The 25,204-nt window shown below is 72.8% G+C and carries 26 protein-coding genes; 19 read left to right on the forward strand and 7 right to left on the reverse strand.

Features of this window, described 5'->3' with window-relative positions; translation table 11 throughout:
- Positions 1 to 72: 72 nt before the first annotated feature.
- The 13 genes from IE264_RS20885 (at position 73) to IE264_RS20945 (ending at position 13,723) form a co-directional block, all read left to right on the forward strand.
- Entirely contained in the window at positions 73 to 402 is a 330-nt protein-coding gene (locus tag IE264_RS20885) for a TcmI family type II polyketide cyclase (RefSeq protein WP_015610252.1), read from the forward strand.
- The gene (locus tag IE264_RS20890) at positions 399 to 1,694 is read left to right on the forward strand and encodes a beta-ketoacyl-[acyl-carrier-protein] synthase family protein (protein WP_015610253.1); all 1,296 of its coding nucleotides are present in this window, start codon (positions 399 to 401) and stop codon (positions 1,692 to 1,694) included. The genes IE264_RS20885 and IE264_RS20890 overlap by 4 nt, the downstream gene beginning before the upstream one ends.
- The gene (locus tag IE264_RS20895) at positions 1,691 to 2,923 is read left to right on the forward strand and encodes a ketosynthase chain-length factor (RefSeq protein WP_051821916.1); all 1,233 of its coding nucleotides are present in this window, start codon (positions 1,691 to 1,693) and stop codon (positions 2,921 to 2,923) included. The genes IE264_RS20890 and IE264_RS20895 overlap by 4 nt, the downstream gene beginning before the upstream one ends.
- A gap of 40 nt (positions 2,924 to 2,963) precedes the next feature.
- Complete coding sequence (locus IE264_RS20900; RefSeq protein WP_015610255.1) at positions 2,964 to 3,236, forward strand: acyl carrier protein; 273 nt, start codon at positions 2,964 to 2,966, stop codon at positions 3,234 to 3,236.
- A gap of 185 nt (positions 3,237 to 3,421) precedes the next feature.
- Positions 3,422 to 4,207, forward strand: coding sequence for a 3-oxoacyl-ACP reductase FabG (gene fabG / locus IE264_RS20905; RefSeq protein ID WP_015610256.1), 786 nt, complete (start codon positions 3,422 to 3,424; stop codon positions 4,205 to 4,207).
- A 58-nt stretch (positions 4,208 to 4,265) separates the two neighbouring features.
- Entirely contained in the window at positions 4,266 to 5,210 is a 945-nt protein-coding gene (locus tag IE264_RS20910; protein WP_031124562.1) for an aromatase/cyclase, read from the forward strand.
- Between the two features lie 4 nt (positions 5,211 to 5,214).
- Positions 5,215 to 7,689: an SDR family oxidoreductase gene (locus tag IE264_RS20915; protein ID WP_078657539.1), complete on the forward strand. Its 2,475-nt coding sequence runs from the start codon at positions 5,215 to 5,217 to the stop codon at positions 7,687 to 7,689.
- A 68-nt stretch (positions 7,690 to 7,757) separates the two neighbouring features.
- Complete coding sequence (locus IE264_RS20920) at positions 7,758 to 9,404, forward strand: MFS transporter (protein WP_032758771.1); 1,647 nt, start codon at positions 7,758 to 7,760, stop codon at positions 9,402 to 9,404.
- Positions 9,405 to 9,473: 69 nt separating this feature from the next.
- Positions 9,474 to 10,475 (forward strand): 4'-phosphopantetheinyl transferase family protein, encoded by a 1,002-nt coding sequence (locus IE264_RS38025; protein WP_190167676.1) that lies wholly within the window; start codon positions 9,474 to 9,476, stop codon positions 10,473 to 10,475.
- Between the two features lie 13 nt (positions 10,476 to 10,488).
- A complete protein-coding gene (locus tag IE264_RS20930) occupies positions 10,489 to 12,132 on the forward strand; it encodes an acyl-CoA carboxylase subunit beta (RefSeq protein WP_015610261.1) in 1,644 nt (547 codons plus the stop codon).
- Between the two features lie 71 nt (positions 12,133 to 12,203).
- Positions 12,204 to 12,452: an acyl-CoA carboxylase subunit epsilon gene (locus IE264_RS20935; RefSeq protein WP_229887667.1), complete on the forward strand. Its 249-nt coding sequence runs from the start codon at positions 12,204 to 12,206 to the stop codon at positions 12,450 to 12,452.
- Positions 12,453 to 12,545: 93 nt separating this feature from the next.
- On the forward strand, positions 12,546 to 13,487 hold the full coding sequence (locus IE264_RS20940; RefSeq protein WP_051821923.1) for an alpha/beta hydrolase: 942 nt from the start codon (positions 12,546 to 12,548) through the stop codon (positions 13,485 to 13,487).
- Between the two features lie 14 nt (positions 13,488 to 13,501).
- Entirely contained in the window at positions 13,502 to 13,723 is a 222-nt protein-coding gene (locus IE264_RS20945; protein ID WP_032758774.1) for a hypothetical protein, read from the forward strand.
- A 1-nt stretch (position 13,724) separates the two neighbouring features.
- Here IE264_RS20945 and IE264_RS20950 read toward each other — a convergent pair whose 3' ends face one another.
- Both IE264_RS20950 and IE264_RS20955 read right to left on the reverse strand, forming a co-directional pair.
- Positions 13,725 to 14,864, reverse strand: coding sequence for a winged helix DNA-binding domain-containing protein (locus IE264_RS20950; protein ID WP_032758775.1), 1,140 nt, complete (start codon positions 14,862 to 14,864; stop codon positions 13,725 to 13,727).
- Complete coding sequence (locus IE264_RS20955) at positions 14,861 to 15,445, reverse strand: DinB family protein (protein ID WP_032758777.1); 585 nt, start codon at positions 15,443 to 15,445, stop codon at positions 14,861 to 14,863. The genes IE264_RS20950 and IE264_RS20955 overlap by 4 nt, the downstream gene beginning before the upstream one ends.
- 119 nt (positions 15,446 to 15,564) lie before the next feature.
- On the opposite strand from IE264_RS20955, the gene IE264_RS20960 reads away from it, so the two are divergent.
- Positions 15,565 to 16,707 carry a helix-turn-helix transcriptional regulator gene (locus tag IE264_RS20960; protein ID WP_032758867.1) on the forward strand — a complete coding sequence of 381 codons (1,143 nt, stop codon included), beginning with the start codon at positions 15,565 to 15,567 and terminating at the stop codon, positions 16,705 to 16,707.
- 3 nt (positions 16,708 to 16,710) lie between these two features.
- Here IE264_RS20960 and IE264_RS20965 read toward each other — a convergent pair whose 3' ends face one another.
- Together IE264_RS20965 and IE264_RS20970 are read right to left on the reverse strand one after the other, a co-directional pair.
- Positions 16,711 to 17,634 carry an LLM class F420-dependent oxidoreductase gene (locus IE264_RS20965; RefSeq protein ID WP_032758778.1) on the reverse strand — a complete coding sequence of 308 codons (924 nt, stop codon included), beginning with the start codon at positions 17,632 to 17,634 and terminating at the stop codon, positions 16,711 to 16,713.
- A 121-nt stretch (positions 17,635 to 17,755) separates the two neighbouring features.
- On the reverse strand, positions 17,756 to 18,679 hold the full coding sequence (locus IE264_RS20970; RefSeq protein ID WP_032758779.1) for an NAD(P)-dependent oxidoreductase: 924 nt from the start codon (positions 18,677 to 18,679) through the stop codon (positions 17,756 to 17,758).
- Between the two features lie 49 nt (positions 18,680 to 18,728).
- Between IE264_RS20970 and IE264_RS20975 the strand changes: the two genes are divergently transcribed.
- Both IE264_RS20975 and IE264_RS20980 read left to right on the forward strand, forming a co-directional pair.
- Positions 18,729 to 19,079 (forward strand): winged helix-turn-helix transcriptional regulator, encoded by a 351-nt coding sequence (locus IE264_RS20975; protein ID WP_032758780.1) that lies wholly within the window; start codon positions 18,729 to 18,731, stop codon positions 19,077 to 19,079.
- A 141-nt stretch (positions 19,080 to 19,220) separates the two neighbouring features.
- Positions 19,221 to 19,742, forward strand: coding sequence for an HAD domain-containing protein (locus IE264_RS20980; RefSeq protein ID WP_032758782.1), 522 nt, complete (start codon positions 19,221 to 19,223; stop codon positions 19,740 to 19,742).
- Between the two features lie 315 nt (positions 19,743 to 20,057).
- On the opposite strand, the gene IE264_RS20985 is transcribed toward IE264_RS20980, so the two are convergent.
- Complete coding sequence (locus IE264_RS20985) at positions 20,058 to 20,528, reverse strand: DIP1984 family protein (RefSeq protein WP_015610272.1); 471 nt, start codon at positions 20,526 to 20,528, stop codon at positions 20,058 to 20,060.
- 178 nt (positions 20,529 to 20,706) lie between these two features.
- Complete coding sequence (locus IE264_RS20990; protein WP_078657541.1) at positions 20,707 to 21,954, reverse strand: hypothetical protein; 1,248 nt, start codon at positions 21,952 to 21,954, stop codon at positions 20,707 to 20,709.
- A gap of 81 nt (positions 21,955 to 22,035) precedes the next feature.
- On the opposite strand from IE264_RS20990, the gene IE264_RS20995 reads away from it, so the two are divergent.
- The 3 genes from IE264_RS20995 to IE264_RS21005 all read left to right on the forward strand — a co-directional run bounded on the left by IE264_RS20995 (position 22,036) and on the right by IE264_RS21005 (position 23,636).
- Positions 22,036 to 22,470: a helix-turn-helix domain-containing protein gene (locus tag IE264_RS20995; RefSeq protein ID WP_015610274.1), complete on the forward strand. Its 435-nt coding sequence runs from the start codon at positions 22,036 to 22,038 to the stop codon at positions 22,468 to 22,470.
- Between the two features lie 37 nt (positions 22,471 to 22,507).
- On the forward strand, positions 22,508 to 23,167 hold the full coding sequence (locus IE264_RS21000; RefSeq protein ID WP_032758783.1) for a hypothetical protein: 660 nt from the start codon (positions 22,508 to 22,510) through the stop codon (positions 23,165 to 23,167).
- Positions 23,168 to 23,294: 127 nt separating this feature from the next.
- A complete protein-coding gene (locus tag IE264_RS21005; protein WP_015610276.1) occupies positions 23,295 to 23,636 on the forward strand; it encodes a DUF2516 family protein in 342 nt (113 codons plus the stop codon).
- Here IE264_RS21005 and IE264_RS21010 read toward each other — a convergent pair.
- Positions 23,609 to 25,039, reverse strand: a complete 1,431-nt coding sequence (locus IE264_RS21010; RefSeq protein WP_032758784.1) for a PP2C family protein-serine/threonine phosphatase — start codon at positions 25,037 to 25,039, stop codon at positions 23,609 to 23,611. The two genes, IE264_RS21005 and IE264_RS21010, sit on opposite strands and share 28 nt — an antisense overlap.
- Between the last annotated feature and the right edge of the window lie 165 nt (positions 25,040 to 25,204).

Here is a 25,204-nt window from a genome sequence, read left to right on the forward strand (position 1 = left end):
AGGCCCGTGCAAGGCCCGCGCTCGGCCCTTGTACGGCCCGTTCGAGGCCGCCCGACACCTTACGGAGACCCCATGCACAGCACGTTGATCGTGGCCCGGATGAACCCCGGCTCCAGCCAGGAGGTCGCCCGGCTCTTCCGCGACTTCGACGGCACCGAGATGCCGCACCTGATGGGCACCCGCCGCCGCCAGCTCTTCTCCTACCGCGACCTCTACTTCCACCTCCAGGACTTCGACGCCGAGAACGGCGGCGAGCTGATCGAGGCGGCGAAGACCGACCCGCGCTTCCAGCGGATCAGCGACGACCTCAAGCCGTTCATCGAGGCGTACGACCCGGCGACCTGGCGGTCCCCGGCCGACGCCCTCGCCACCCGCTTCTACGACTGGGAGGGACGAGGGTGAACGCCCGGCGCGAGGTCATCACCGGTCCCCGGCGGGTGGTCATCACGGGGGTCGGCGTCACCGCCCCCGACGGCATCGGGGCCAAGAGCTTCTGGAGCCTGCTGAGCGAGGGGCGCACCGCGACCCGCGGCATCACCTTCTTCGACCCCTCCGCGTTCCGCTCCCGGGTCGCCGCCGAGATCGACTTCGACCCGGAGGCGCACGGGCTGAGCCCGCAGGAGATCCGCCGGATGGACCGGGCCGCGCAGCTGGCGGTCGTCACCACGCGGGAGGCGGTCGCCGACAGCGGCCTGGACCTGACCGCGCTGGACCCTTACCGCACGGGCGTCACCATCGGCAGCGCGGTCGGCGCGACGATGGGCCTGGACGAGGAGTACCGGGTGGTCAGCGACGGCGGCCGGCTCAGCCACGTGGACCACACCTACGCGGTCCCGCACCTCTACAACTACCTGGTGCCGAGCTCCTTCGCCGCCGAGGTCGCCTGGGCGGTCGGGGCCGAGGGTGCCGCGACGGTCGTCTCGACCGGCTGCACCTCGGGCATCGACGCGGTGGGGCAGGCGGTGGAGCTGATCCGTGAGGGCTCCGCCGACGTGATGGTGGCCGGGGCGACGGACGCGCCGATCTCCCCGATCACCCTGGCCTGCTTCGACGCCATCAAGGCGACGACCCCCCGCAACGACGACGCCGAGCACGCGTCCCGGCCGTTCGACGGGACCCGTAACGGGTTCGTGCTGGGGGAGGGGTCGGCGGTCTTCGTCCTGGAGGAGCTGGAGAGCGCGCGGCGGCGCGGGGCGCACATCTACGCCGAGATCGCCGGGTACGCCTCGCGCTGCAACGCCTTCCACATGACGGGGCTGCGCGCCGACGGGGCGGAGATGGCCGAGGCGATCACCGTGGCGCTGGCCGAGGCCCGGCTGAACGCCGAGTCCATCGACTACGTCAACGCGCACGGCTCCGGCACCAAGCAGAACGACCGCCACGAGACGGCCGCGCTGAAGAAGAGCCTCGGCGACCACGCGTACCGGACCCCGGTCTCGTCCATCAAGTCGATGGTCGGGCACTCGCTGGGCGCGATCGGGTCGATCGAGATCGCCGCGTCCGTCCTCGCCATGGAGCACCACGTGGTGCCCCCCACGGCGAACCTGCACACCCCGGACCCCGAATGCGATCTGGACTACGTGCCGTTGACGGCGCGTGAGCACCGTACGGACACGGTCCTGACCGTCGGCAGCGGCTTCGGCGGCTTCCAGAGCGCCATGGTGCTGGCCCGGCCGGACAGGAGTGAGTCATGAGTACGGTCACGCGTACGGGCACCCCGCGTGCGGTGGTGACGGGGCTCGGCATCACCGCCCCCAACGGCCTTGACACCGAGGCCTATTGGGACGCGGTCCGGGTCGGCAAGAGCGGCATCGGCCGCATCACCCGCTTCGACCCCTCGCAGTATCCGGCGCGGCTGGCCGGGGAGGTGCCGGGGTTCACCGCGTCCGAGCATCTGCCGAGCCGGCTGATGGCCCAGACCGACCACATGACGCGGCTGGCCCTCGTCGCCACCGACTGGGCGCTCGCGGACGCCGGGGTCGTCCCGGCCGACCTGCCCGCGTACTCCATGGGCGTGGTCACCGCCAGCTCCTCCGGGGGCTTCGAGTTCGGCCAGGGCGAGCTGCAGAAGCTGTGGGCCGAAGGCAGCCAGTACGTCTCCGCGTACCAGTCCTTCGCCTGGTTCTACGCGGTCAACAGCGGCCAGATCTCGATCCGCAACGGCATGAAGGGCCCCAGCGGGGTCGTCGTATCGGACCAGGCGGGCGGCCTCGACGCACTGGCCCAGGCCCGGCGCCAGATCCGTAAGGGGACCAGCCTGGTCGTCTCCGGTTCGGTGGACGCCTCGATCTGCCCCTGGGGCTGGGTCGCCCAGCTCGCGGGCGGCCGGCTGGCCACCGGGGACGACCCGGACTCCGCGTACGTCCCCTTCGACGCGGCTGCCGCCGGGCACGTCCCCGGCGAGGGCGGCGCCATCCTGATCATGGAGGACGAGGCGGCGGCCCGGGAGCGCGGTGCCACGGTCTACGGGCACATCGCCGGGTACGGCTCCACCTTCGACCCGGCCCCCGGCTCCGGCCGCCCGCCGGGGCTCCGCAAGGCCATCGAACTGGCCCTGACCGACGCGGGGTTGGATGCGGCCGACATCGACGTGGTGTTCGCCGACGCGGCGGCCGTCCCGGAGCTCGACCGGGCGGAGGCCGAGGCGCTGAACGCCGTCTTCGGGCCGCGCGGGGTGCCGGTCACCGCGCCGAAGACGATGACCGGGCGCCTCTACTCGGGGGCCGCGCCCCTCGATGTGGCGACCGCCTTCCTCGCCATGCGGGAGGGGCTCGTCCCGGCCACCGTCAACGTCGAACCGGACCCCGCCCACCAGCTCGACCTGATCACCGGGCAGCCCCGGGTGCTCCCGGTCCGCAACGCCCTGGTGCTCGCCCGGGGGCACGGCGGGTTCAACTCGGCGGCCGTCGCGAGCGCGCTCTGAATTCCCGTCCCAGCAGCTGAGAGAGAAAGCGGAAGCAGACATGGACAACAACCAGACCTTCACCCTGGAGAGCCTCAAGCGCATCCTGCGCGAGGGGGCCGGCGCCGACGAGAGCGTCGACTTCGACGGCGACATCCTCGACGCGGACTTCGAGGAGCTGGGGTACGAGTCCCTGGCGATCCTGGAGACGTGCGGCCGGATCGAGCGCGAGTACGGCATCACGCTGGACGACTCGGTGGTCAGTGACGTGCGGACGCCGCGCCGCATGGTCGAGGTCGTGAACGAGCACCTGGGGCAGACGGCCCCGGCCTGACCGGCCCGCCTGACCGGCCCGCCTGACCGGCCCGCCTGACCGGCTCCCTGGCCGGTTTGCCTGACCGGCCCGCCTGACCGGCTCCTTGGCCGGCCCGCTGACCGGCCCCTTGAACCTTCCGCGGCGCCCGCACCCGTACTTCCTGAACCCACCCCCGTACCCCTCGCATCTCCGAAGGAGCAGTCATGCCCGGAAACGCCCGACCCGTCGCCCTCATCTCCGGCGCCACCAGCGGCATCGGCCTGGCGGTGGCCCGGCTGCTGGCCACCCAGGGGCACCGCGTCTTCATCGGCGCCCGTGACGCCGAGAACGTCGCCGCCACCGTCAAGTCCCTGCGCGAGGAGGGCCTGGAGGCCGACGGCACGGTGCTCGACGTGCGCTCCCCGGACTCCGTGGACACCTTCGTACGTACGGCGGTGGAACGGTTCGGCACGGTCGACGTCCTCGTCAACAACGCGGGCCGCAGCGGCGGCGGGGTCACCGCCGACCTCGACGACGAGCTGTGGAACGACGTCATGGAGACCAACCTCACCAGCGTCTTCCGGCTGACCCGGGCCGCCCTGAACACCGGCGGCATGCGCCACAAGGACCGCGGCCGGATCATCAACATCGCCTCCACGGCCGGCAAGCAGGGTGTGGTGCTCGGCGCCCCCTACTCAGCCTCCAAGCACGGGGTCGTCGGCTTCACCAAGGCGCTCGGCAACGAGCTCGCGCCCACCGGCATCACCGTGAACGCGGTCTGCCCCGGGTACGTCGAGACGCCGATGGCGCAGCGCGTACGGGCCGGCTACGCGGCCGCGTACGACACGTCCGAGGACGCGATCATGCAGAAGTTCACCGCGAAGATCCCGCTCGGCCGCTACTCCACGCCCGAGGAGGTGGCGGGCCTGGTGGGCTACCTCGCCTCCGACACGGCGGCCTCCATCACCGCGCAGGCACTCAACGTCTGCGGCGGCCTCGGCAACTTCTGAGCCGCGCCCTCCACTTGGAAGACGACCTGAGTCCACGACCCCCGAGGAGATGAAGAGCATGACCGACTCCCGACCGCGCGAGGTGGAGCACGAGATCACGGTCTCCGCCCCGGCCGCGGAGGTGTACCGGCTGATCGCCGAGGTCGAGAACTGGCCGCGGATCTTCCCGCCGACCATCTACGTCGACCACATCGAGCGCTCCGAGGGCGAGGAGCTCATCCGGATCTGGGCCACGGCCAACGGCGAGGCCAAGAACTGGACTTCGCGCCGCTTCCTGGACCGCGAGGCGATGCGCATCACCTTCCGCCAGCAGGTCTCGACCCCGCCCGTCGCCACGATGGGCGGCACCTGGATCATCGAGCCGCTCTCCGCCACCGAGTCGCGGATCCGGCTCCAGCACGACTACACCGCCGTGGACGACGACCCGGCCGGGCTCGCCTGGATCGAGGAGGCCGTCGACCGCAACTCGCGCTCCGAGCTGGCCGCCCTGAAGACCAACGTCGAACTGGCCACGGCCTCGGAGGAGTTGACCTTCGCGTTCGAGGACACCGTCGAGATCGCCGGCTCCGCCAAGGACGCCTACGACTTCATCAACGAGGCCGGGCTCTGGTCGGAGCGGCTGCCGCACGTGGCGGTCGTCCGGCTCACCGAGGACAGCCCCGGGCTCCAGACCCTGGAGATGGACACCCGCGCCAAGGACGGCTCCGTGCACACGACGAAGTCGTACCGGGTCTGCCTGAACGGCGAGAAGATCGCGTACAAACAGACCACCCTGCCCGCCCTGATGAACCTGCACACCGGTGTCTGGACCTTCCGGGAGACCGGTACCGGGGTCGCCGCCACCTCCCAGCACACCGTGGTCATCCGGGCCGAGAACATCGAGAAGATCCTCGGTCCTGAGGCGGACGTCGCGCAGGCGCGGGAGTACGTGAAGGCGGCGCTCAGCACCAACAGCCGCGCCACCCTCGGCCACGCCAAGGACTACGCCGAAGCGCGGCGCTGACGCCGTGCGGGCCCCCGTCACGGACACGGAAGCCAGGGACTCGGAAGCCAGGGACTCGGAAGCCCGGGGCACGGAAGCCAGGGACACGGACGTCGTCGTCGTGGGTGCGGGCCCCGTCGGGCTGATGCTCGCCGGGGAGCTGCGGCTCGGCGGCGCCGACGTGATCGTGCTGGACCGGCTCGGCGCCCCGACGACCGAGTCCCGCGCCTCCACCCTGCACGCCCGCACCATGGAGATCCTCGACCAGCGCGGGCTGCTGGACGGGATCGGAACCCCGCCGGACGAGCCCATGGGCCACTTCGGCGGCCTCCCGCTGGACCTGCGGCTGCCGGGGCCGTACCCGGGGCAGTGGAAGGTCCCGCAGACCCGTACCGAAGAGGTCCTCGGCGCCTGGGCCGTCCGGCTCGGCGCCGAGGTGCGGCGCGGCCACCGGGTCACCGGCCTGGAGCAGCACCCGGACCGGGTCACGGTCGAGGCGGCGGGGCCGGAGGGTGGTGCGCCGGTACGGATCACGGCTCCGTACGTCGTCGGGTGCGACGGCGAGGAGTCCACCGTGCGTCGGCTCACCGCCATCGCGTTCCCCGGGAACGACGCCGAACGGGAGCTGATCCGGGCCGACATCGCCGGCATCGACATCCGCGGCCGCCGCTTCGAACGGCTGCCTCGCGGGCTGGCCATCGCGGCCCGTAGGCCGGACGGCGTCACCCGGGTGATGGTCCACGAGTTCGGCCGTACGCCCCGCGCCGCCGAGGCGTCCTTCGCCGACATCGTGGACGCCTGGCACAACGTCACCGGCGAGGACCTGTCGGCCGGAACTCCCTTGTGGGTCAACGCGTTCGGCGATGTCTCCCGGCAGGCCGAGCGCTACCGCCACGGCCGGGTCCTCCTCGCCGGGGACGCGGCCCACGCCCAGATGCCGATCGGTGGCCAGGCCCTCAACCTGGGCCTCCAGGACGCGGTCAACCTGGGCTGGAAACTGGCGGCGGCGGCCCGCGGCCGGGCCCCGGCCCGCCTCCTGGACTCGTACCACGAGGAGCGGCACGAGGTGGGCCGCCAGGTCCTCTCCAACATCCGCGCCCAGGCCCGGCTGCTGCTCGGCGGACCGGAGGTCACGGGCCTGCGCGCGGTGATCGGCGAGCTGCTCCCGTACGAGGCGGTACGGGCCCGGCTGGCCGGGATGGTCAGCGGCCTGGACATCCGCTACGGCGGGGCGCTGACGGACGCGGGCCGGCCGGGCGGTGGCCCGCACGGGTCGGCGGGGTGGCGGCTGCCGCCGATGACCCTCAACCTCCGTCCGCCCGTTGCGATCTCGGCGTACGGCTCCGAATCCGAGGGCTCGCCCGTGCATACGGCGGCCCTGCTGCGGGACGCCCGCGGGGTGCTGCTGGTGACGGCGGACGAGGAGGAGCGGCGGGAGCTGCTCACGGGGGTGGCCGGACCGTTCGGCCGGAGCGTGGACGCCGTGGCGGTGTTCCGGCCTGCGGGTGATCCGGGCGGCCCGGAAGGGCTGTTGGACGGCGTGGACGCGGTCCTGGTCCGGCCGGACGGATACGTCGCCTGGGCCGGTACATCGCCGGCGGGCCTCGAAGCGGCGCTCGCCACCTGGTTCGTACGGGACACCCGGCACAGCGCACCACCCACCGCCCCACCCACCACCTCATCCGCCACCCCACGCACCACCCCACACACCAGGTCACACATCGTCAGGAGAGAGAACATGGGCAAGCTCACCGGAAAGACGGCGCTGGTCACCGGCGCGAGCCGGGGCATGGGCCGGGCCACCGCCGAGCGGCTGGCACGGGAAGGGGCGCTCGTCGCCGTCCACTACGCGACCGGCGCGGACGCGGCGGCCGAGACCGTGGAGCGCATCGAGAAGGACGGCGGACGCGCCTTCGCGGTCCAGGCCGAGCTGGGGGTGCCCGGCGGCGTCCACGAACTCTTCCTCGGGCTCGAAGAGGGCCTGAAGGAGCGCACCGGCTCCACGGAGCTGAACATCCTGGTCAACAACGCCGGGGTGATGGGCGGGGTCGCGGCCGAGGACACGACCCCCGAGCAGTTCGACCGCATCTTCGCGGTGAACGCGAAGGCGCCCTTCTTCATCATCCAGCGGGCGCTGACGAACATCCCCGACGGCGGCCGGATCGTGAACATCTCCTCCGGACTCACCCGGTTCGCCAACCCGGACGAGATCGCCTACGCGATGAGCAAGGGCGCCGTCGAGATGCTCGCCCTGCACTTCGCCAAGCTGCTGGGCCCGCGCAACATCACCATCAACTCCGTCGCGCCCGGCATCACCCGCAACAGCAACCCGGTCTTCGACATCCCGGAAGCCGTCACGGCCATGGCGGGGCTCTCCACCTTCAACCGGGTGGGCGAACCCGAGGACGTCGCCGACGTCATCGCCTTCCTGGTCTCCGACGACGCCCGCTGGGTCACCGGTTCGTTCGTCGACGCGAGCGGCGGCACCCTGCTCGGCTGACCCCCACCGCCCCCTCTGCCCGCCCTTTCCCGTCTCCGCCTCTGCCGACCCGCAGGAGCCGCCGGATCATGACCAGCTCTCCCCTCCTCCCTTCGCACACCGCACCCGCTCCGGCGCACGCCCGGTGGAGCCCCCGGATGTGGGGGCTGCTGGTCGTGCTCGCCGGCAACATGCTCATCGACGCGCTCGAAGTGTCCGTGGCGCTCGTGGCGCTGCCCGCGATCGGCACGGACCTCGGTGCGCCCCTCACCACGATGCAGTGGACCATCACCGGATTCGCCGTCGGTTTCGGCGGCCTGATGCTGTTCGGCGCCCGTGCCGTGGCGCTGCTGGGGCGGCGCCGGGTCTACCTCGCCGCCCTCGTCGGCTTCGCCGCCGCCTCACTGGTCGGCGCCCTCGCCGAGGACCCCTCGCTCCTCACCGCCACCCGGGTGGTGAAGGGCTTCTGCGCGGCGCTGACCGCCCCCACCGGACTCGCGATCATCGCGACGGCCTTCCCCGAGGGCCCGCAGCGGAACCGGGCCCTCTCCGTGTACACCCTCTTCGGTGCCGGAGGATTCACGGCAGGACTTCTGCTCTCCGGCTGGCTGACCGGCTTCAGCTGGCGGCTGACCTTCGCCTTCCCGGCCCCGGCGGTCCTGGTGCTGTTCGTCCTGGGGCTGCGGCTGATCCCGGGGGCGGGGGAGGAGAACGGAGGGGGGCCGCCACCGGGCACCACGGACGGGGATCGGGTCGGCCGGCCGCCCGGCACCACGGCCGGCGATCGGACGGGCGGGCCACCGGGCACCACGGCCGGGGGCCGGGCGGGCCGACCGCCCGGCACCATGACCGGCGACCGGGTCGGCCGGCCGCCCGGCCCCCCGGCCGGCAACCGAGCGGGCCGCCCACCCCGCCCACCCCTCCGCCGTTACGGCTTCGCGAGCGCGGCCGCGTTCCTGGCCGGCCTGCTCGCCCTGGTCCAGGGCATCACCTCCGTACCCGCGCACGGCTGGGCCGACCTCCGCTCGACCGGGCTGCTGGCCCTGGCCGCAGGCCTGCTCGCCCTCTTCGTCGCCCTGGAACGCGCCTCCGCCCACCCACTCATCCGCTTCGAAGCCCTCCGCAGCCGCGCGATGATCCGCTCGGCGCTGGGCGCGGCCTGCCTCAACGGCTCCTATCTGGGGCTGCTGTTCGTCCTGACCCACCAGCTCCAGAGCCTGGCGGGCTGGTCCCCGCTGCGGACCGCGGCCGCCTTTCTGCCGGCCGCCGCGCCCCTCGTGGTGACCGCGCTGTTCTCCGGTCGGATCGTCGCCCGCTTCGGCGCACCGCGTCTGATCGCCGCCGGGGCGCTCCTCCCGTTCGCCGGGTACCTGCTGCTCCTGCGCACGCCCTGGCCACCGGCGTACGCCACCGGAATCCTGCCCACGATGCTGCTGGTGGGAGCCGGGTTCGTGCTTTCCTTCGCCGCGCTGAACAGCCAGGCGACCTCTCAACTCCCGCCCGCCGAAAGGGGCGCGGGCAGCGGCCTCTACCAGACAGCCGTGCAGGTGGGCGCCGCGCTCTCGGTGGCCCTCGTGGCCGCGCTGCTCACCGGGTCCGCGCCACCGGCGGGGGCGGACCCTGCCGAGTTCGCCGAGGCCTGCCGCCCGGCGCTGACCCTGGTCGCCGCGGTCGGCGGCCTCGGCCTGCTCACCGCCCTCACCGGCCTGCGCTCCCGGCGTACGGGACCGCCCTGACCGGCCGCGGGGAGCGCGGGCCCGCCGCACGTACGCCCCCGCCCCGGCCCTCGGACCCCAGGGACACCCATGGACACCGCGCCCGCCCCCGACCCTGTCCCCACCCGTCCCGCCCCCGGTCACGTGGACGTCTGGCTCGTACGCCCGCCGCTCCCCGGCCGTCCGCCCGCAGACCACCACACTCCCTGGCCCTCCGGCCCCAGCCACGCCCCCTGGCCCTCCGGCCCCAGCCACGCCCCCCGGCCCCCCGGACTCGGCACCGCCTCCCAGCCCCCCGGACTCAGCGCCGCCGAGCTCCGGCGCGCGGCCTCCTTCGCGCGTCCGGCCGACCGGGCCGCCTACGCGACCGCGCACACGGCGCTGCGGCAGCTGCTGGGCCGCTACCTCGACCGGCCGCCCGGCGCCCTCACGTTCGTACGGGAGCCCTGTCCCGGCTGCGCGGGGCCGCACGGCCGCCCCGCCGTGGTCCAGGCCGGCGGCGGACCGCCCCTGCACTTCTCCCTGGCTCACAGCCGGGGGCTGATCGCCGTCGCGGTCGCCCCGCGCGTGATCGGGGTCGACGTGGAGCGGCTGCCGTCCCCGGAGACCGTCGAGGCGTGCGCCCGCGCACTGCACCCCGGGGAGCAGGCGGAGCTGGCGGCCGCGCCGCCGGGCGAGCGCCGGGCGCACTTCGGCCGGCTGTGGACCCGGAAGGAGGCGTACCTCAAGGCCCTGGGCACCGGCCTGTCCCGCCACCCGCGCACCGACTACCTGGGCTCCGACCTCAGCCGCAGGCCCGCCCGCTGGGCGGTCCTGGACCTGCCCGCCGGGCCGGAGCACGCGGCGGCGATCGCGGTGCCCGGCGACCGCCCGGACCACATCACCGTCCGGTGGCTGCCCGCCGGACTCCCGTACGGCGAAGACGCCCCGTACGGCGAAGACGCCCCGTACGGCGAAGACGCCCCGTACGGGGAAGACGCCCCGTACGGCGAAGAGGCCCCGTACGGCGAAGACGCCCCGGGTGCGAACCCCGGCGGCACGATCACCCGAAGCCCACGTTCCGGCAGCACGATCACCCGAAGCTCACGTTGAGGAGCGTGCACCCATGTCGACCGACGAGAAGACCACCCCCGAGACCACTGCCCCCCAGACCGCCACCTCCCAGGCCACCGCCCCCCGTCCGCCCGCACGTGGCCACTGGACGGCCATGGAGCGCCTGGAGGAGCTCGGCCTGATCAAGGAGGAGGTCAGGAAGGGCCCCGATCCGCTGGCCACCGAGCGCCAGCACGCCAAGGGCAAACTGACCGCCCGCGAACGTATCGACCTGCTCCTCGACGAGGGCACGTTCAACGAGGTCGAGCCGTTGCGCAGACACCGGGCCACCGGCTTCGGCCTGGAGGACAAGCGCCCCTACACGGACGGGGTCATCACCGGCTGGGGCACGGTCCACGGGCGGACCGTCTTCCTGTACGCACACGACTTCCGGATCTTCGGAGGGGCACTGGGCGAGGCGCACGCGGCCAAGATCCACAAGATCATGGACATGGCCCTGGCCGCCGGGGCCCCGCTGGTCTCGCTCAACGACGGTGCGGGCGCCCGGATCCAGGAGGGCGTCTCCGCGCTCGCCGGGTACGGCGGCATCTTCCTCCGCAACACCAAGGCGTCCGGCGTGATCCCGCAGATATCGGTCATGCTCGGCCCGTGCGCGGGCGGCGCCGCCTACTCGCCGGCGCTGACCGACTTCGTCTTCATGGTGCGCGGGATCTCGCAGATGTTCATCACGGGACCGGACGTCGTGCGGTCCGTGACGGGCGAGGAGATCACCCAGAACGGGCTGGGCGGAGCCGATGTCCACGCGTCGGCCTCCGGCGTGGCGCACTTCGCGTACGACGACGTCCGCGCCTGCATGGAGGACGTCCGCCATCTGCTGTCGCTGCTGCCCGCCAACAACCGGGACCTGCCCCCGGCCGGACCGACGACCGACCCGGCGGACCGGCTCACCGACCGGCTGCTTGAGCTGGTGCCCGACGATCCGCAGCGGGTCTACGACATCCGGACCGTGATCGAGGAACTCGTCGACGACGGCGACTACTTCGAGGTGCACCCGGCCTGGGCCACCAACATCGTCTGCGCCCTGTCCCGGATGGGCGGCGAGGTCGTGGGGATCGTCGCGAACCAGCCCATCTCCTCGGCGGGCGTGCTCGACATCAACGCCTCCGAGAAGGCGGCGCGGTTCGTGCAGTTCTGCGACGCGTTCAACATCCCCCTGGTCACGCTGGTCGACGTGCCGGGCTTCCTGCCGGGCGTGGACCAGGAGCACAACGGGATCATCCGGCGGGGCGCCAAGCTGCTCTACGCGTACTGCAACGCCACCGTCCCCCGGATCTCCCTGGTCCTGCGCAAGGCGTACGGGGGCGCGTACATCGTCATGGACTCCCGTTCCATCGGCACCGACCTCGCGCTCGCCTGGCCCTCGAACGAGATCGCCGTCATGGGCGCGGAGGGCGCGGCCAACGTCATCTTCCGCCGCGAGATCAACGCCGCCGACGACCCGGAGGCGGTGCGCCAGCAGAAGATCAAGGAGTACCAGGTCGAGCTGATGCACCCCTACTACGCGGCCGAACGCGGGCTGGTGGACGACGTGATCGACCCGCGCCAGACCCGGCGGATCATCATCCGGTCGCTGGCGATGCTGCGCCACAAACACGCCGACCTGCCGTCGCGCAAGCACGGCAACCCGCCGCAGTGACCGCGAACGGCGGGGAGACCGCCAAAGCGACCGCACCCGGCGTAGGGACGGCCACAGTGATCGTGCCCGGCGTGGAGACCGCCACAGTGTCCGTGCCCGGCGTGGAGACCGCCACCACCTTCCGGATCGTGCGGGGGCAGCCCAACGCGGCCGACCTCGCCGCCCTGACCGCGGTACTGCTGAGCCGGATCGCGGCGGCGGAGCCGTACGGGGACGACTGCGCGGGCCCCTCGCGCACGGCCGGCTGGCGGCGCCCGGAGCGGGCGGCCCCGCACCGGGACCCGCGCGGCTGGCGGGCGTCGGGGAGCGGTACGGGCTGAGCCGCCCCGACATAGGGGACTCGCCCCCCAACACCCCTCTGTGCGAAAGGAGTTCCGATGCCCCAGCTGTCGCCGACCGCCCCCGCGCCCACCATGGCCAGTGCCTCCCCCACCCCCGTACCGCAGATCCGCGCGATCACCCTGCACGCCGCCGGCCTCACCCTGTCCGCCCTGCTCGCCGAGCCGGTGGACGCGGCGCCGCGTGCGGTCCTGGTCGCCCTGCACGGGGGAGGCATGCGCGCCGGCTACTTCGACAGCCGGGCCCGCCCCGGTCTCTCGCTCCTCGCCCTGGGGGCCCAGCTCGGCTACACCGTGCTCGCCGTCGACCGGCCCGGTTACGGACTCTCCGCCGCACGGCTGCCCCGGGGCCTGGCCCTGGAGGACTCGGCACCGGTACTGCGGGCCGCGCTGGCCGACTTCTCGGCGCGGTACGCCACCGGGGCCGGGCTGTTCCTCGTCGCCCACAGCTACGGCGGCAAGCTCGCGCTGGCAGCCGCCGACGCATCGGGTGGCCCGTCCGGTGACGCGGTCGCCGACGCCTTCGGTGACGCACTGATCGGCCTGGACATCTCCGGGCTCGGCAACCGCCTCGCCGTCGCCCCGCACCAACTCCCCGGCCCCGGAGGTCAGGGCGAGTGGCGCAAGCACTGGGGCGCCCTGCGTCTCTACCCGCCGGACGCCTTCCGGCTGGGGCAGGCGCTCCTCTCCCCGGTCCCGGAGATCGAGGCGGCGCAGGGCCCGTCGTGGCCGGAGCGGTATCCGGAGCTCGCCGCACGGGTACGGGTCCCCGTCCGGTTCACGTTCGCCGAGCAGGAGCAGTGGTGGCGGCACGACGAGGAGGCGGTGGCGGAGCTGACCCGGCCCTTCGCGTCGGCCCCGGTACGCGTCGACCACCAGCCCGACGCGGGCCACAACATCAGCCTCGGCTGGGCGGCCCGCACGTACCACCTGCGGGTCTGCGGATTCCTGGAGGAGTGCCTCCTCGCACGCGACGCGGCTCTCCCGCAGCGTCGGCCTGTCGGGGCGGCCTTATGAACACGGGAGGCGCCATGCAGTACGTCATGCTCGACCACGACCCCACGCCGCTGCGGCCACCACGGCAACCGCTCCCGCCGCTGCCACCCCTGGCACCGGACCCGCCGGCGTACCTGCCGCAGACGGCTGCCGGCCGCCCGCGCCCGGAGAGTCCGCCGTGGACCGTGCGGCCCGCCCTGCTGGCCGGGGAGGATCTGGACGCCCCTGACCAGCACATATTCCGGGGGACCGACTGAGCTACGCCGACGAGTCCACCCGTACGCGATGGCTCTCGCCGTCGGAGAGGAAGCCCGCCAGCTCCCGTGCCTCCTCGCCGACAGCGGTCCGCTCGGCACGGGAGAACGGCCGCAGCGGAGTGACCGCCACGGTGTTCCGGCGGGCGTCCGCGCCCGCTTCCGTCTCCACGTCCCAGGTCGCGGAGACTCGGCCGTCGACCAGGACGACCCGGATGCCGGCGACCGACAGGCCCCGGTCGGCGTCGTCGATGATCCGGGTGCGGTCGTCGTAGCCGAGGATCGCATTGTCGAAGGCCGGCAAGAACCGTACGGGCGCCGGGGTTTCGGGATCCGGGCGCGGCGCGTCGGGCAGGTCCAGCAGTTCCCGGCCGCGCTCGTCGCGGAAGGTGACCAGCTCCCCGCGGAGCGCGGCGACCGCGCCCGGCAGCCCGGCCAGCCCGGACCAGGCGCGTACGTCGGCGGTGGCGGCGGGCCCGTACGCCGCGAGGTAGCGCCGTACGAGCTCCTGCCCCACCGGGTCCGAACCGTCGTCCGGGGGCAGCGGGTCGACCTCGCGCCCCAGCCAGGAGGAGACCAGGGCGTTGCGCACCCCCGCCTTCGTCCGCCACACCCCGCGCGGCGGCAGCTGCACCATCGGCAGGACACCGGCGACGAGCATCTCGCCGAGCGGCCGCGTCCCCGGCTCCGGCCAGCGGTCGGCGACCGCGCGGGCCAGCTCGGCCATCGAGCGGGGCTCGCCGTCGGCCAGCACCGCCCGCCCCGCCGCCGCGAGTTCGTCGAGGTCGACCCCGGCGAGCTCGCGGCGGTAGACCCCGAGCACCCGCTGCCGCAGCATGGCGTTGTGGCGGCCCCGCCAGGCGAGGACGTCGGCGGCGGCGACGAGGTGCACGGTCCGCCGCATGAGGTGGGTCCGTACGACGTGCCGCCCGGTCAACAGGCCGTCGAGAGTCCCCGGTCGGAACCCGCGCAGCCGTGACCAGAGCCCCGTGAACGGCTCCTGCGGCTCCTGCGCCTGCAATCCGCAGAGGTGCGTGACGGCGTCGAGAGCCGGCAGGTCGGCCCGGTCGAGCAGCAACTGCCGTGCCAGCGTGGCCCGGTTGAGCGCGCGGGCCCCGAGCACCGGTACGGGCGAACGGCTCACGTCGAGGTCTGCCCGTCGATCGCCTCGCGGAGGATGTCCGCGTGCCCGGCGTGCTGGGTCGTCTCGGCGATGACGTGGATCAGCACGCGGCGGACGCTGCGTACGGCTCCGGGTTCGTTCCAGGGCGCCTCGGGCAGCGGGTGCGTGACGGACAGGTCGGTGAGGGAGGCAACGACCTTCTCGGTGCGGGCGGCGACCTCCTCGTACCGCGCGAGAATGCCGGCCAGGGTCTCACCGGGCAGCACCTGGAAGTCGTTCTGTCGGTCGATGGCCCACTGGGGGTACGCGCTCGCGGTACCGGCCCCGAAGTCCTCCCAGGTCACACCCTCGGGCAGCTCGAAGGACATCGCGGAAGGGCCCTCGACCACGAAGCGCAGCCAGCTCTCCTCGGTGGAGGCGACGTGCTTGAGCAGCCCGCCCAGGCAGAGCGCGCTGACGGTCGGCCGCTCGGCGATCTGCTCGTCGCTGAGCCCCCGCACGGTACCGATCAGGGCGCCGCGCGCGTCGGCCAGCTCGGCGAGGAGGTCGGCGCGCTCGTCGCCGTGGGCGAGGGCGGGTGAGGTGGGTTCGGGGGAAGTCATGGGGACCGGACCTTTCGCTTCGTACGCGTTCTCGGCTCGTACGCGTCTCTCGGGCACGGATCCACCATCCCAAGAGAAGCGGACAGGTTGTGTCCGCTACTCCGTGCACCATGGATGTCATGCCGAAAACTTCAGCGCGGCTGCTGTCGCTGCTCTCCCTGCTCCAGGCGCGCCGGGACTGGCCGGGTGCGCTGCTGGCCGAACGGCTGGACGTCAGCCCGCGTACCGTACGCCGCGATGTGGACCGGCTGCGTGAGCTGGGCTACCCGGTCGTGGCCATGAAGGGCCCGGACGGCGGTTACCGCCTCGACGCGGGTACGGAGCTCCCGCCGCTCCTCTTCGACGACGAGCAGGCCGTGGCCCTGGCGGTGGCGCTCCAGATCGCGACCACCACAGGCGCGGGCATCGAGGAGGCGGCGGCCCGCGCGCTGAACACGGTCCGCCAGGTCCTGCCCGCCCGGCTGCGCCACCGCGTCGACACGCTCCGGGTCACCGCCGTCGACCGCCCGGCGATCCGGCCGGAACCGCAGGTGGACAGTGATGTGCTGATGGCGATCGGGGCGGCGGTGCACGGGCGTGAGGTGCTGCGCTTCGACTACAGCCCGGTGTCGGGGCCGGTACGGGCGACCGTCGGCACCTCGGAGGGGTGCGAGGGCACCCCTGCCGCGCCCCCGGGCTCCGCCGCGCCTTCGGGCGCCGCCGCACCTCCGGCCCCTCCCAGGGGCACGCCACCGCAGACGCCCCGGCACTCGGGCCCACCCCCGCCCCGCCGGGTGGAGCCCCACCACCTCGTCACCTGGGGCAGACGCTGGTACCTCGTGGCCTGGGACCTCGACCGCGACGACTGGCGGACGTTCCGCGCCGACCGGATCACCCCGCGCACCCCGACCGGCCCGCGCTTCCCCCCGCGTGAACTGCCCGGCGGGAGCGTGGCGGCCTTCATCACCGCCAGATTCCGGGGCATCGGGGCCACACAGGGCCCGGACGGCGTCGGCGGATGGCCCTGCCGGGGGGAGGTGATCCTCGCCCTCCCCGCCGCCGAGGTCCTCCGTCACACCCGCGAGGGAATCGTCGAGGAGCTCGGTCCGGACCGCTGCCGCGTGGTCCTGGGCTCATGGTCGTGGCCCGGCCTGGCCGCCGCGATCGGCAGGTTCGACGCGGACATCGAGGTGATCGGCCCGCCCGAACTCGCCTCGGCCTTCGCGCACTTGGCGACCCGCTATGCGGCAGCGGGGCAGCCTCGGGCGGCACCGAACCCCTGAGGATCAGCCGGCCAGCTCCCCGAGGAGCGCCCAGGTACGGCGCCGATCGGCGTCCCCGGCGATCTCCGTCCCCGCGAAGACCACCTCGGTGGCCCCCGCGTCCCGGTAGCGCTGCACCTCCGCGGCGACCGTCTTCTCGTTGCCGATGACGGCCACATCGACGGCCTGCCTGCCGCCGGAGAGCTCGATGGCGCGGATGTAGGACGGGATCTTCTCGTAGAACGCCAACTGCTCGGCGACCCGCTCCCGTACGGCGTCGACGTCGTCGGTCACCACGCCGTTCACCAGCGCGACGATTCGGGGCGCGGGCCGCCCGGCGGCCTCGGCGGCCGCGGTGACGGCCGGGACGATGTGTTCGGCCAGGGCGCGCGGCCCGGCGAGATAGGGCAGGATCCCGTCCGCCAGCTCCCCGCTGACACGGAGGGCCTGGGGCCCCATCGCGGCGACGAGCAGCGGCACTCCCGCCTCGGCGCCCTGGACGCGCGCGGGGATCGGGGTGGTGGCGGTGAGCAGCTCGCCGTGGAAGTCGGCGGCGCCGGTCTCGGTCAACTCCCTGAGCGCGGTGAGGAATTCACGGAGCCGGGCGATGGGCCGCTCGAAGGGGATCCCGAAGCCGCCCTCGACGAGGTGTCTGGCGCCAAGGGCGAGCCCGAGGTGGTAGCGGCCGTGGGTGGCGGCCTGGGCGGTCTGGGCCTGGCTGGACACGAGCAGGGGGTGGCGGCCGAAGATGGGAATGGCGGACGTCCCCACCTGGAGGCCGGGCACCTCCCGCCCGACGATCCCCGCGAGCGCGGGCGAGTCCGCGCCGAAGCGCTGCCCGAACCACGCGGACCGCAACCCGGCGGCCGACGCCTCGCGGGCGAGCTCCACGGTGGCGTCGATCTCGTTGTCGGCATCGCGCGCGTTGAGTGCTACTCCAATAGCCATACGGATGCCAACGGGCGGCGGCCGGGCCCGCATTCCGTCCGGGTGTGAAGGCTGCTTGTCATTCGTATGAACGAGCGGCGGCCGGGGTATCCACCCCCAACCTCCTTGCCCCACGCATCACTTACTCACCTCTCTTCCGCCCCAGGAGCTCGACGACCCGGTGGAGCCCGTCCGCCCCATGACCGAGCCCGATGGCCTGCCGGGCGAGGCCCTCGGCCGCGCGCATGATGCCCGCGTCGACGCCATGGGCCTCGGAGTGGTGGACGACGTGGGCCATGGTGGAAGCCGCCGAGGTGAGCGGATTGCCCTCGCCGGAGAACGTGCCGTCGTCCACCTCCTCCGCGACCTCTTCGAAGATCGCGGGAAGGATGGCACCGATGCCCGCGGCGAAGGGCGCCAGCTCCCGGGCGGTGATCCCTTCGGCCCGCGCCACCGCCAGGGCGTGGTGGTAGCCGGACATCGCGGTCCAGAAGATGTCGAGCAGCGCGATGTCGTAGGCCGCGGCCCGGCAGACCTTCTCGCCGAGGTGGGTGTGGCTGCCGCCCAACGCGTCGAGTACGGGCCGGTGTTCGCGGTAGAGCTCCTCGGGACCGCTGTAGAGGAGCACGGCGTCCGGGGTCCCGATGGTCACGGTGGGCGTCATGATCGCCCCGTCCAGGTAGCGGACACCGTGCCCGTCCGCCCACGCCGCCGCGTCCCGGGCCCGGCCCGGGGTGTCGGCCGTCAGGTTGACCACCGTGCGCCCCTTGAGCGCACCGGCGACCGCGTCGCGCCGCAGGATCGCGTCCACGGCGTCGTAATTCACCACGCAGACCACGATCAGCCCACTCGCGGCAACGGCCTCCTCGGCCGAAGGGGCGCTGACCGCACCCCGCCCGACCAGCTCCCGGTCCCGCCCCGGCGTCCGGTTCCATACGGTGGTCCGCAGCCCGGCATCGAGGAACGCGCCCGCGAGGGCCCGCCCCATCGGCCCCAGCCCGATGACGGTGACGGCAGACTGTTCCTGCTGCTCACCCTGTTCACTCTGTTTACTCTGCAGAGACATGGCTCAACTCCAGAAAACTATCGGTACTTTCTCAACGAACGGGGCGAAGATGACGCGCGGCCGTGCCGAGGACCCGAACGTCTGCGGGGTCACCGCGGCGATCGCAGTGATCGACGGGAAGTGGAAGACGAGCCTGATCTGGCTACTGGCCTCCGGCCCGCGCCGCCCGGGCGAACTGCGCCGTCAGCTCCCGGGCCTCAGCGAGAAGGTGCTGACGCAGGCGCTCCGCGAGATGGCGGCCGACGGGCTGGTGCACCGGGAGGTGCACGACGTCCTGCCGCTGAAGACGACGTACTCCCTGACGGCGCAGGGCCAGGAGCTCTCCGAACTCCTGGACGCCCTGTCGGACTGGGGCCACCGCCGCCTGGAGAGGCTCACCGAACCCCAGTCGGCGTCCTGACGCACCAAGCCCCCTTCCCCACCTCACCTCACCCCGCCTGGCCCGGCAGCCCTCCGACCGCCCTCCACCAGGATCGGCCCGCCGCCGGGCGTTGCCCAGTACCCACAAAAAGGTGGCTACCGGGACCGGTAACGTGCGGCCGTGACCAGTGCCGGGCAGGGCCCCCTCCTCTTTCTCGACGTCGACGGCCCCCTCATCCCGTTCGGGGGCACGCCGCAGCAGTACCCGGAGGGCTACCCGACGTATCGCGCGGTCTCGGGCCCCCGTGCTGCCGCCGCACATCCGCTGCTGACGAGGATCAATCCCGCCCACGGACCACGACTGGCCGCGCTGGGCTGTGTGTTGGTGTGGGCGACGACGTGGATGGCCGATGCCAACGAGTGCGTCGCGCCCTGGCTGGGCCTACCGCCCCTGCCCGTGATGGCCTGGCCGGAGGATTCCGCCGAGGACGACCCGGCCGGGCTCCACTGGAAGACGCGCGCCCTCGTCGCCCGGGCAGCTGGCCGTCCCTTCGTCTGGGTGGACGACGAGATCACCGCCACCGATCGGGCCTGGGTGAAGAGCCACCACGAAGGGCGAGCCCTGCTCCACCGGGTCGACCCCCGCCACGGCCTCATGGACGAGGACTTCGCCGCTGTCGCGGAGTGGCTGGGCGGCCTCTGACTTCCGGGCGGCCCGTCGGCGTCCACGCTCCCCGTCGGCATCCATGCCCCCGTTGCCCTTGGCCCGCCGTAACCCATGACGCTGCGCTGTGGAAAGCCCCGAACCCGCCCTCACCGCTTCGGATCTGCACGTGGTGATGTGCTGTGCGATGTGCACCTTTACCTGTACACCGTGCTGAGCTGCGCTGTTGATGGGGAGTCGAACCCCCGCGTTGCTCTTCACGCGCCAGGAGTGGGCCGGAAACCGCCGGCCCTCGGTGTGTGCACGCCTCCGAAGCAGCTACCTGCTCCACATCGTCCCTGCCTGCTGGACCACTCAGTCCAGCAGATCGACCTCCCAGTTCGTACGCTGGATCCGCACGTCGACCTCGCGGATCTCCCGCGCGAGAACATCCGCCTGACCGCGCAGTTCCGCGACCGGGAGGGCGGAAAGCATCATCAGCTCGGACCGGAGTTGCCGGCCGTATCCCCGCTCACCGCTACCCGCCGCCGCGTCCGCCGCCGCGGTGACCACGGAGTGGCGCAACCGCAGGACATCCCGGCGAGCGAGGGCGTCGGTGAGCGTGCCGTCGGGACCCATCTCCACGGTGGCATTGGTCCGGTTGATCCGCCGGATCAACGTTTCCAGGGCGCTCATCACCTCACCGGCTTCCGCCAGCAACTGGGCGGCATCCTCGGCGGGCGTCTCCCCCTCCTGGTACCGCGCACTGCCGACGACGCGTGCCCGCAACTGCTCCACGCGTCGCGTCGCCTCCGCACGTTCTGCCAGTGCCTCAGCAAGCTTCACTGTCTCCACCTCCCTCTCCACGAGATCGCACGATTATAGGAGCGCGAACCAGTTCATGCGCATGGGATTTCGATCCACTGGAGGCCCTGACCAGCGCGTCCAGGTGATTCGTATGGCGGCTGTCCCCGCACCTCCTGTGCGAAGCAGTGCTGTTCCGGGCCTGGCAGGAACGGCTCGGTTACGGGTGACCGGACCCGCTCACCACGGGGTTGCCCAGAAGATTCGCGTCTCCGCACGGCCATGGCCCCTCGGCCAGCGGCCCCAGGTGGGTTCGGAAGGCGACGACCTCACTGTCCAGCGAGGTGACAACACGGCCGTTATCCAGCAGCAGGGTGCGGCCCAGGACGTTCCGGCTGTCATCCATCGCGAACAACTCGTGCGGCGTCAGGTCCGCGTCGACGGCGAGGAGCCTGCCGTTGCGCCAGAACACTGTTGTGCCCGCCTGGTCCATCGACGGATAGGACGTGTAGTAGCCCGTCAACGGAGGCCCGTCCACGAGGGTGTTGTCCGGGGCCAGTTGCCGGAACCGCGACGTCGACGGCAGGCAGTTCTCCAGCTCGGGGCCGCATACGGTGCCTCGGCTGTTGACGAGCATCGCGCCATGGCTGGCCCACCGGGCCGTTTCGCTGCCGTCCCGGTCGTAGCGGCGAGTGGTGAACTCCCCGTATCCCTGGGACCCGATCAAAAACTCGCCCGGACCGGCTATCGCCTTCCGGCCCGTGGGAGCGGGTGAGGTGGCCGAGACGATCGCGCCACCGTCCAGGTCCAGGAAGAAGGTCCTCCCGATCCCGCCCCGTGCGTCGGTGAAACTGGCCGCGACCCTGTCGCACGAGACCAGCAGCGGCTCCCCGTGATCGACATCCACTTCATCCGGTACCCAGGGCCGCAGAGGGCGTACTTCCCAGCCGGTATCCGCCCCCATCCCCAGCACGCCTGGATGAGATACGGCGCCGAGCGCGATCGGCGTCGACCACAGGCAGTCTCCGCCCCACGTGTACCGGGCGACGCGGGGCGAGGGGGAGGCGGGTTGTCCGTCCTCGGACATCCGCAGCATGCGGGACGCGCCGGCCCAGGCGATGCAGAACCCGTCGTCGAGCAGGGCGAACGCGCTGAGCTCCTCCCCGGCCCTGCGGGCCGGGACGACAGTCCGGTGGGTGGATCCGTCGGGGAGGACGCCCTCCAGAGTCCGGCCGCCCTGATGCGGGTACGCGATCCAGAGCGTGCCGTCCGCCGAAAGGCGGGACCGCGGCCGTCCCGTCCCGGCGTATGTGCGCTGCCAGGCCGTCGCGCCCCCCAAGTCCATCATCGTCACGACCGTCTCCAGCGGGCTCGCCCCGTAGCTGGTCACATACAGCGGCCCGGACGCTTCCTGGGCGGCCACGGACCGGACCTGGCCCGGCATGGCGACGCGGGAGGAGAGAGTCATGCAGCCGCATCCTGCGTGGCGCGCGACACTTTTGCAAGCATGTGCTTGCAATAGTTAGCATGGGTGTTGCAGTATCGAGCCATGGCATCACTCAACGTCGGCAATCTCGGTGAGTACCTCCGGGAGCAGCGCCGTGCCGCGCAGCTCTCGCTGCGGCAGCTCGCCGAGGCCGCCGGGGTGTCGAACCCGTATCTCAGCCAGATCGAGCGGGGCCTGCGCAAGCCCAGTGCGGAAGTGCTGCAGCAGGTCGCCAAGGCGCTGCGGATCTCGGCCGAGACCCTCTACGTACGGGCGGGAATCCTCGACGAGCGGGAGCGGGAGGAGCTGGAGACGCGGGCGGTCATTCTGGCCGATCCGTCGATCAACGAGCGGCAGAAGAACGTCCTGCTGCAGATCTACGACTCCTTCCGCCGCGAGAACGGGTTCGTGCCCGAGCAGGACGAGACGGACGAGACGCCCGGGGTGGACGAGACGCTCAAGGCGGATGCCAGGAAAGACGACAACCCTCACAGCTAGCAGCAGCTGGTTCTGATGATCCGGGAGGACCACAGTCATGGCCATCACCGATGACCTGCGCAAGACCCTCACCGACCGCACCCCCCTCTACTTCGCCGCCGGTACCGCCGACCTGGCCGTGCAGCAGGCGCGTAAGGTCCCGGCGCTGATCGAGCAGCTGCGGGCCGAGGCGCCCGAGCGGTTCGAGGCCGTACGCAACACCGACCCCAAGGTCGTGCAGGAGAAGGTGACCACGCAGGCCAAGGAGGCCCAGGCCACCGTGCAGGCGAAGGTCACCGAGGTGTTCGGTTCGCTCGACGCCGCCGACCTCAAGAAGCTGGGCGAAAGCGCTCAGGACCTGGCGCTGCGCAGTGTGGGCATCGCCGCCGAGTACGCGGTCCGGGCCCGGGAGACGTACGAGAAGGTCGCCGTCCACGGCGAGCAGGCCGTGCGGACCTGGCGCGGCGAGACGGCCGACGAGATCGTCGAGATCGCCGCCGTCGTGGAGGCCGAGCCGAAGGCCGCGCCCGCCCCGAAGAGCGAGCCCAAGCCGACGGCGGTCAAGCCGGCCCCCGCCGCGAAGTCCGCCACACCGGCCACGCCCGCTCCCGCCGGGACGAAGCCCGCGCCCGCCGAGGCCAAGGCCGCGCCCGCCAAGAAGGCTCCCGCTCCGCGCAAGCCCACCGCGAAGAAGACCACGCCGCCCGCCGGTAAGTGAACCCTGCGGGTCCGTTCGGTACGTACGAGTGACCGGGGCGCGGGGCGGGCACCTTTACCGGTGGCCGGTTCGTTGTCCCGGTACCTTGGCCGCAGGGCGCTCATCCACTCACTAGGCGGTACACACCATGTTGCTCTCAGGATTCGGCACACTCCTCCAGCTGCTCTACCTGGGCATGCTGGTGCTGGCCGTGGTCGCCTTCGTCTTCGCGGCGACCGCCCGGGAGGACGCGTACCGTGCCGCCGACAAGAAGAAGAAGTCGTTCTGGCTGGTCATCCTCGGCGTCGCCGTCGCCGTGAACCTGCTCATCCCCATGCTCTTCCTCCAGCTCGCGGGCGTGGTCGCGTCGATCGTGTTCATGGTCGACGTGCGGCCCGCGCTCAAGGAGGTCTCGGGCGGTGGCGGCGGAGGCCGCCGGGGCGGTTCCAGCAGTGACGGGCCCTACGGGCCGTACAACGGCGGGCGCTGAGCGCTCGCGGCAGGAGCGGCAGCAGGAGCGGTCGATACGGGGCCGGGGCGCGAGGCGCTCCGGCCCCGTCGCCGTATCCGCTCCGGATCGCGGCCCAGCAGCAGCACCGCCACGTCGTCCGTCAGCTCGCCGCCGTTCAGCTCCCGCACCTCGGCGACCGCGGCCTCCAACAGGTCTTCGCCCGTCAGCCCCTGCTCCAGCCGGCTGTTGACCATCGCGACCATGCCGTCCTGGCCCAGCCGCTGACTGCTGCCCGCGCCGACGCGGCCCTCGATCAGCCCGTCCGTGTACATCATCAGGCTCCACTCCCCGCCCAGCTCCACCTGGCGCCTCGGCCACCGGGCGCGCGGCAGCAGCCCGAGCGCCGGGCCGCCGTCCTCGTACGGGAGCAGCCGTGCAGGCCGGCCGTGGCGGGCCAGCAGCGGTGCGGGGTGGCCGGCCAGGCAGAGTCCGGCGCGGCGCCCGTCGGGGGCGATGTCGACGGTGCAGAGCGTCGCGAAGATCTCCTCGCTCTGCCGCTCGTGCTCCAGCACCTGCTGGAGCGTGGAGAGCAGCTGGTCGCCGCAGAGCCCGGCCAGGGTCAGGGCCCGCCAGGCGATCCGCAGCTCGACGCCGAGCGCCGCCTCGTCCGGGCCGTGCCCGCAGACGTCGCCGATCATCGCGTGGACCGTGCCGTCCGGGGTGCGCACGGTGTCGTAGAAGTCGCCGCCCAGGAGGGCGCGGCTGCGGCCCGGCCGGTAGCGGGCGGCGAAGCTCAGGTCGGAGCCCTCCAGGAGCGGGGTGGGCAGGAGGCCGCGTTCCAGCCGGGCGTTCTCCTGGGCGCGCAGCCCGGACTCCGTCAGCTGGTGCTGGGCGATGTCGGCCCGCTTGCGCTCGACGGCGTACCGGATCGCACGGCTCAGCACCCGCGCGTCCAGCTCGCCCCGGAACAGATAGTCCTGCGCCCCGACCCGTACCGCCTCGGCCGCCAATTCCGTGTCGTCCTGCGCGGTGAGCACGAGGACCGCGTGGAGCGGGGCGATCCGCAGTACGTGGGTGAGGACGGCCAGCTCGTCGGCGCGGCCGGGGGCGGGCTCCGGGCGGTGCTCGGCGCCGGGTGCGGCGGTGGTGGACGCGGTGGCGGGCGCGGCAGCGGCGGGCGCGGCCCCGGCGGAGCCGGCCGGCACGGGCAGCGCGAGGTCCAGCAGGATGCAGTCGACGTCGTCGGTGAGCAGCCGCCCCGCCTCGGTGAGGTTGCGGGCCGTACGGATACGGACCCGGGTTCCGGCCGCTGCCGAGAGTTCGGGTCCCGTGATGCTGCCCGCCGGGTCGTCCTCGATCACCAGGACGGTGAGGTCGCCGCCATGGCTGGTCTCCGCAGCGGGAACGTCGCGCTGCTGCGGTACGGGCACGGGTACGGGCATCGGTACGGGTTTCCTTCCCTCCCCCGAGGGCGCGGCGGGACGACGGTCGTCGACTCGCCAGACGGGGACGATAGCGGTCGGCGGCGGGGGAACGGAATGGCGCACGGGGACCGGCCCCTGTCATATGCGCCGTCATAAGCCGCGTCCTGGCACGGATCCGGCGGG

It is taken from the genome of Streptomyces microflavus, assembly GCF_014650075.1.
Taxonomy (GTDB): Bacteria; Actinomycetota; Actinomycetes; order Streptomycetales; family Streptomycetaceae; genus Streptomyces; species Streptomyces microflavus.

What these genes read in the sequence shown, in the direction of transcription:
- IE264_RS20885 (WP_015610252.1), top strand. Translation starts at nt 73, where the DNA reads ATGCACAGCACGTTGATCGTGGCCCGGATGAACCCCGGCTCCAGCCAG.
- IE264_RS20895 (WP_051821916.1), top strand. Translation starts at nt 1,691, where the DNA reads ATGAGTACGGTCACGCGTACGGGCACCCCGCGTGCGGTGGTGACGGGG.
- IE264_RS20900 (WP_015610255.1), top strand. Translation starts at nt 2,964, where the DNA reads ATGGACAACAACCAGACCTTCACCCTGGAGAGCCTCAAGCGCATCCTG.
- fabG (WP_015610256.1), top strand. Translation starts at nt 3,422, where the DNA reads ATGCCCGGAAACGCCCGACCCGTCGCCCTCATCTCCGGCGCCACCAGC.
- IE264_RS20910 (WP_031124562.1), top strand. Translation starts at nt 4,266, where the DNA reads ATGACCGACTCCCGACCGCGCGAGGTGGAGCACGAGATCACGGTCTCC.
- IE264_RS20920 (WP_032758771.1), top strand. Translation starts at nt 7,758, where the DNA reads ATGACCAGCTCTCCCCTCCTCCCTTCGCACACCGCACCCGCTCCGGCG.
- IE264_RS38025 (WP_190167676.1), top strand. Translation starts at nt 9,474, where the DNA reads ATGGACACCGCGCCCGCCCCCGACCCTGTCCCCACCCGTCCCGCCCCC.
- IE264_RS20930 (WP_015610261.1), top strand. Translation starts at nt 10,489, where the DNA reads ATGTCGACCGACGAGAAGACCACCCCCGAGACCACTGCCCCCCAGACC.
- IE264_RS20940 (WP_051821923.1), top strand. Translation starts at nt 12,546, where the DNA reads ATGGCCAGTGCCTCCCCCACCCCCGTACCGCAGATCCGCGCGATCACC.
- IE264_RS20945 (WP_032758774.1), top strand. Translation starts at nt 13,502, where the DNA reads ATGCAGTACGTCATGCTCGACCACGACCCCACGCCGCTGCGGCCACCA.
- IE264_RS20955 (WP_032758777.1), bottom strand. Translation starts at nt 15,445, where the DNA reads ATGACTTCCCCCGAACCCACCTCACCCGCCCTCGCCCACGGCGACGAG.
- IE264_RS20960 (WP_032758867.1), top strand. Translation starts at nt 15,565, where the DNA reads ATGCCGAAAACTTCAGCGCGGCTGCTGTCGCTGCTCTCCCTGCTCCAG.
- IE264_RS20965 (WP_032758778.1), bottom strand. Translation starts at nt 17,634, where the DNA reads ATGGCTATTGGAGTAGCACTCAACGCGCGCGATGCCGACAACGAGATC.
- IE264_RS20970 (WP_032758779.1), bottom strand. Translation starts at nt 18,679, where the DNA reads ATGTCTCTGCAGAGTAAACAGAGTGAACAGGGTGAGCAGCAGGAACAG.
- IE264_RS20975 (WP_032758780.1), top strand. Translation starts at nt 18,729, where the DNA reads ATGACGCGCGGCCGTGCCGAGGACCCGAACGTCTGCGGGGTCACCGCG.
- IE264_RS20990 (WP_078657541.1), bottom strand. Translation starts at nt 21,954, where the DNA reads ATGACTCTCTCCTCCCGCGTCGCCATGCCGGGCCAGGTCCGGTCCGTG.
- IE264_RS20995 (WP_015610274.1), top strand. Translation starts at nt 22,036, where the DNA reads ATGGCATCACTCAACGTCGGCAATCTCGGTGAGTACCTCCGGGAGCAG.
- IE264_RS21000 (WP_032758783.1), top strand. Translation starts at nt 22,508, where the DNA reads ATGGCCATCACCGATGACCTGCGCAAGACCCTCACCGACCGCACCCCC.
- IE264_RS21005 (WP_015610276.1), top strand. Translation starts at nt 23,295, where the DNA reads ATGTTGCTCTCAGGATTCGGCACACTCCTCCAGCTGCTCTACCTGGGC.
- IE264_RS21010 (WP_032758784.1), bottom strand. Translation starts at nt 25,039, where the DNA reads ATGCCCGTACCCGTGCCCGTACCGCAGCAGCGCGACGTTCCCGCTGCG.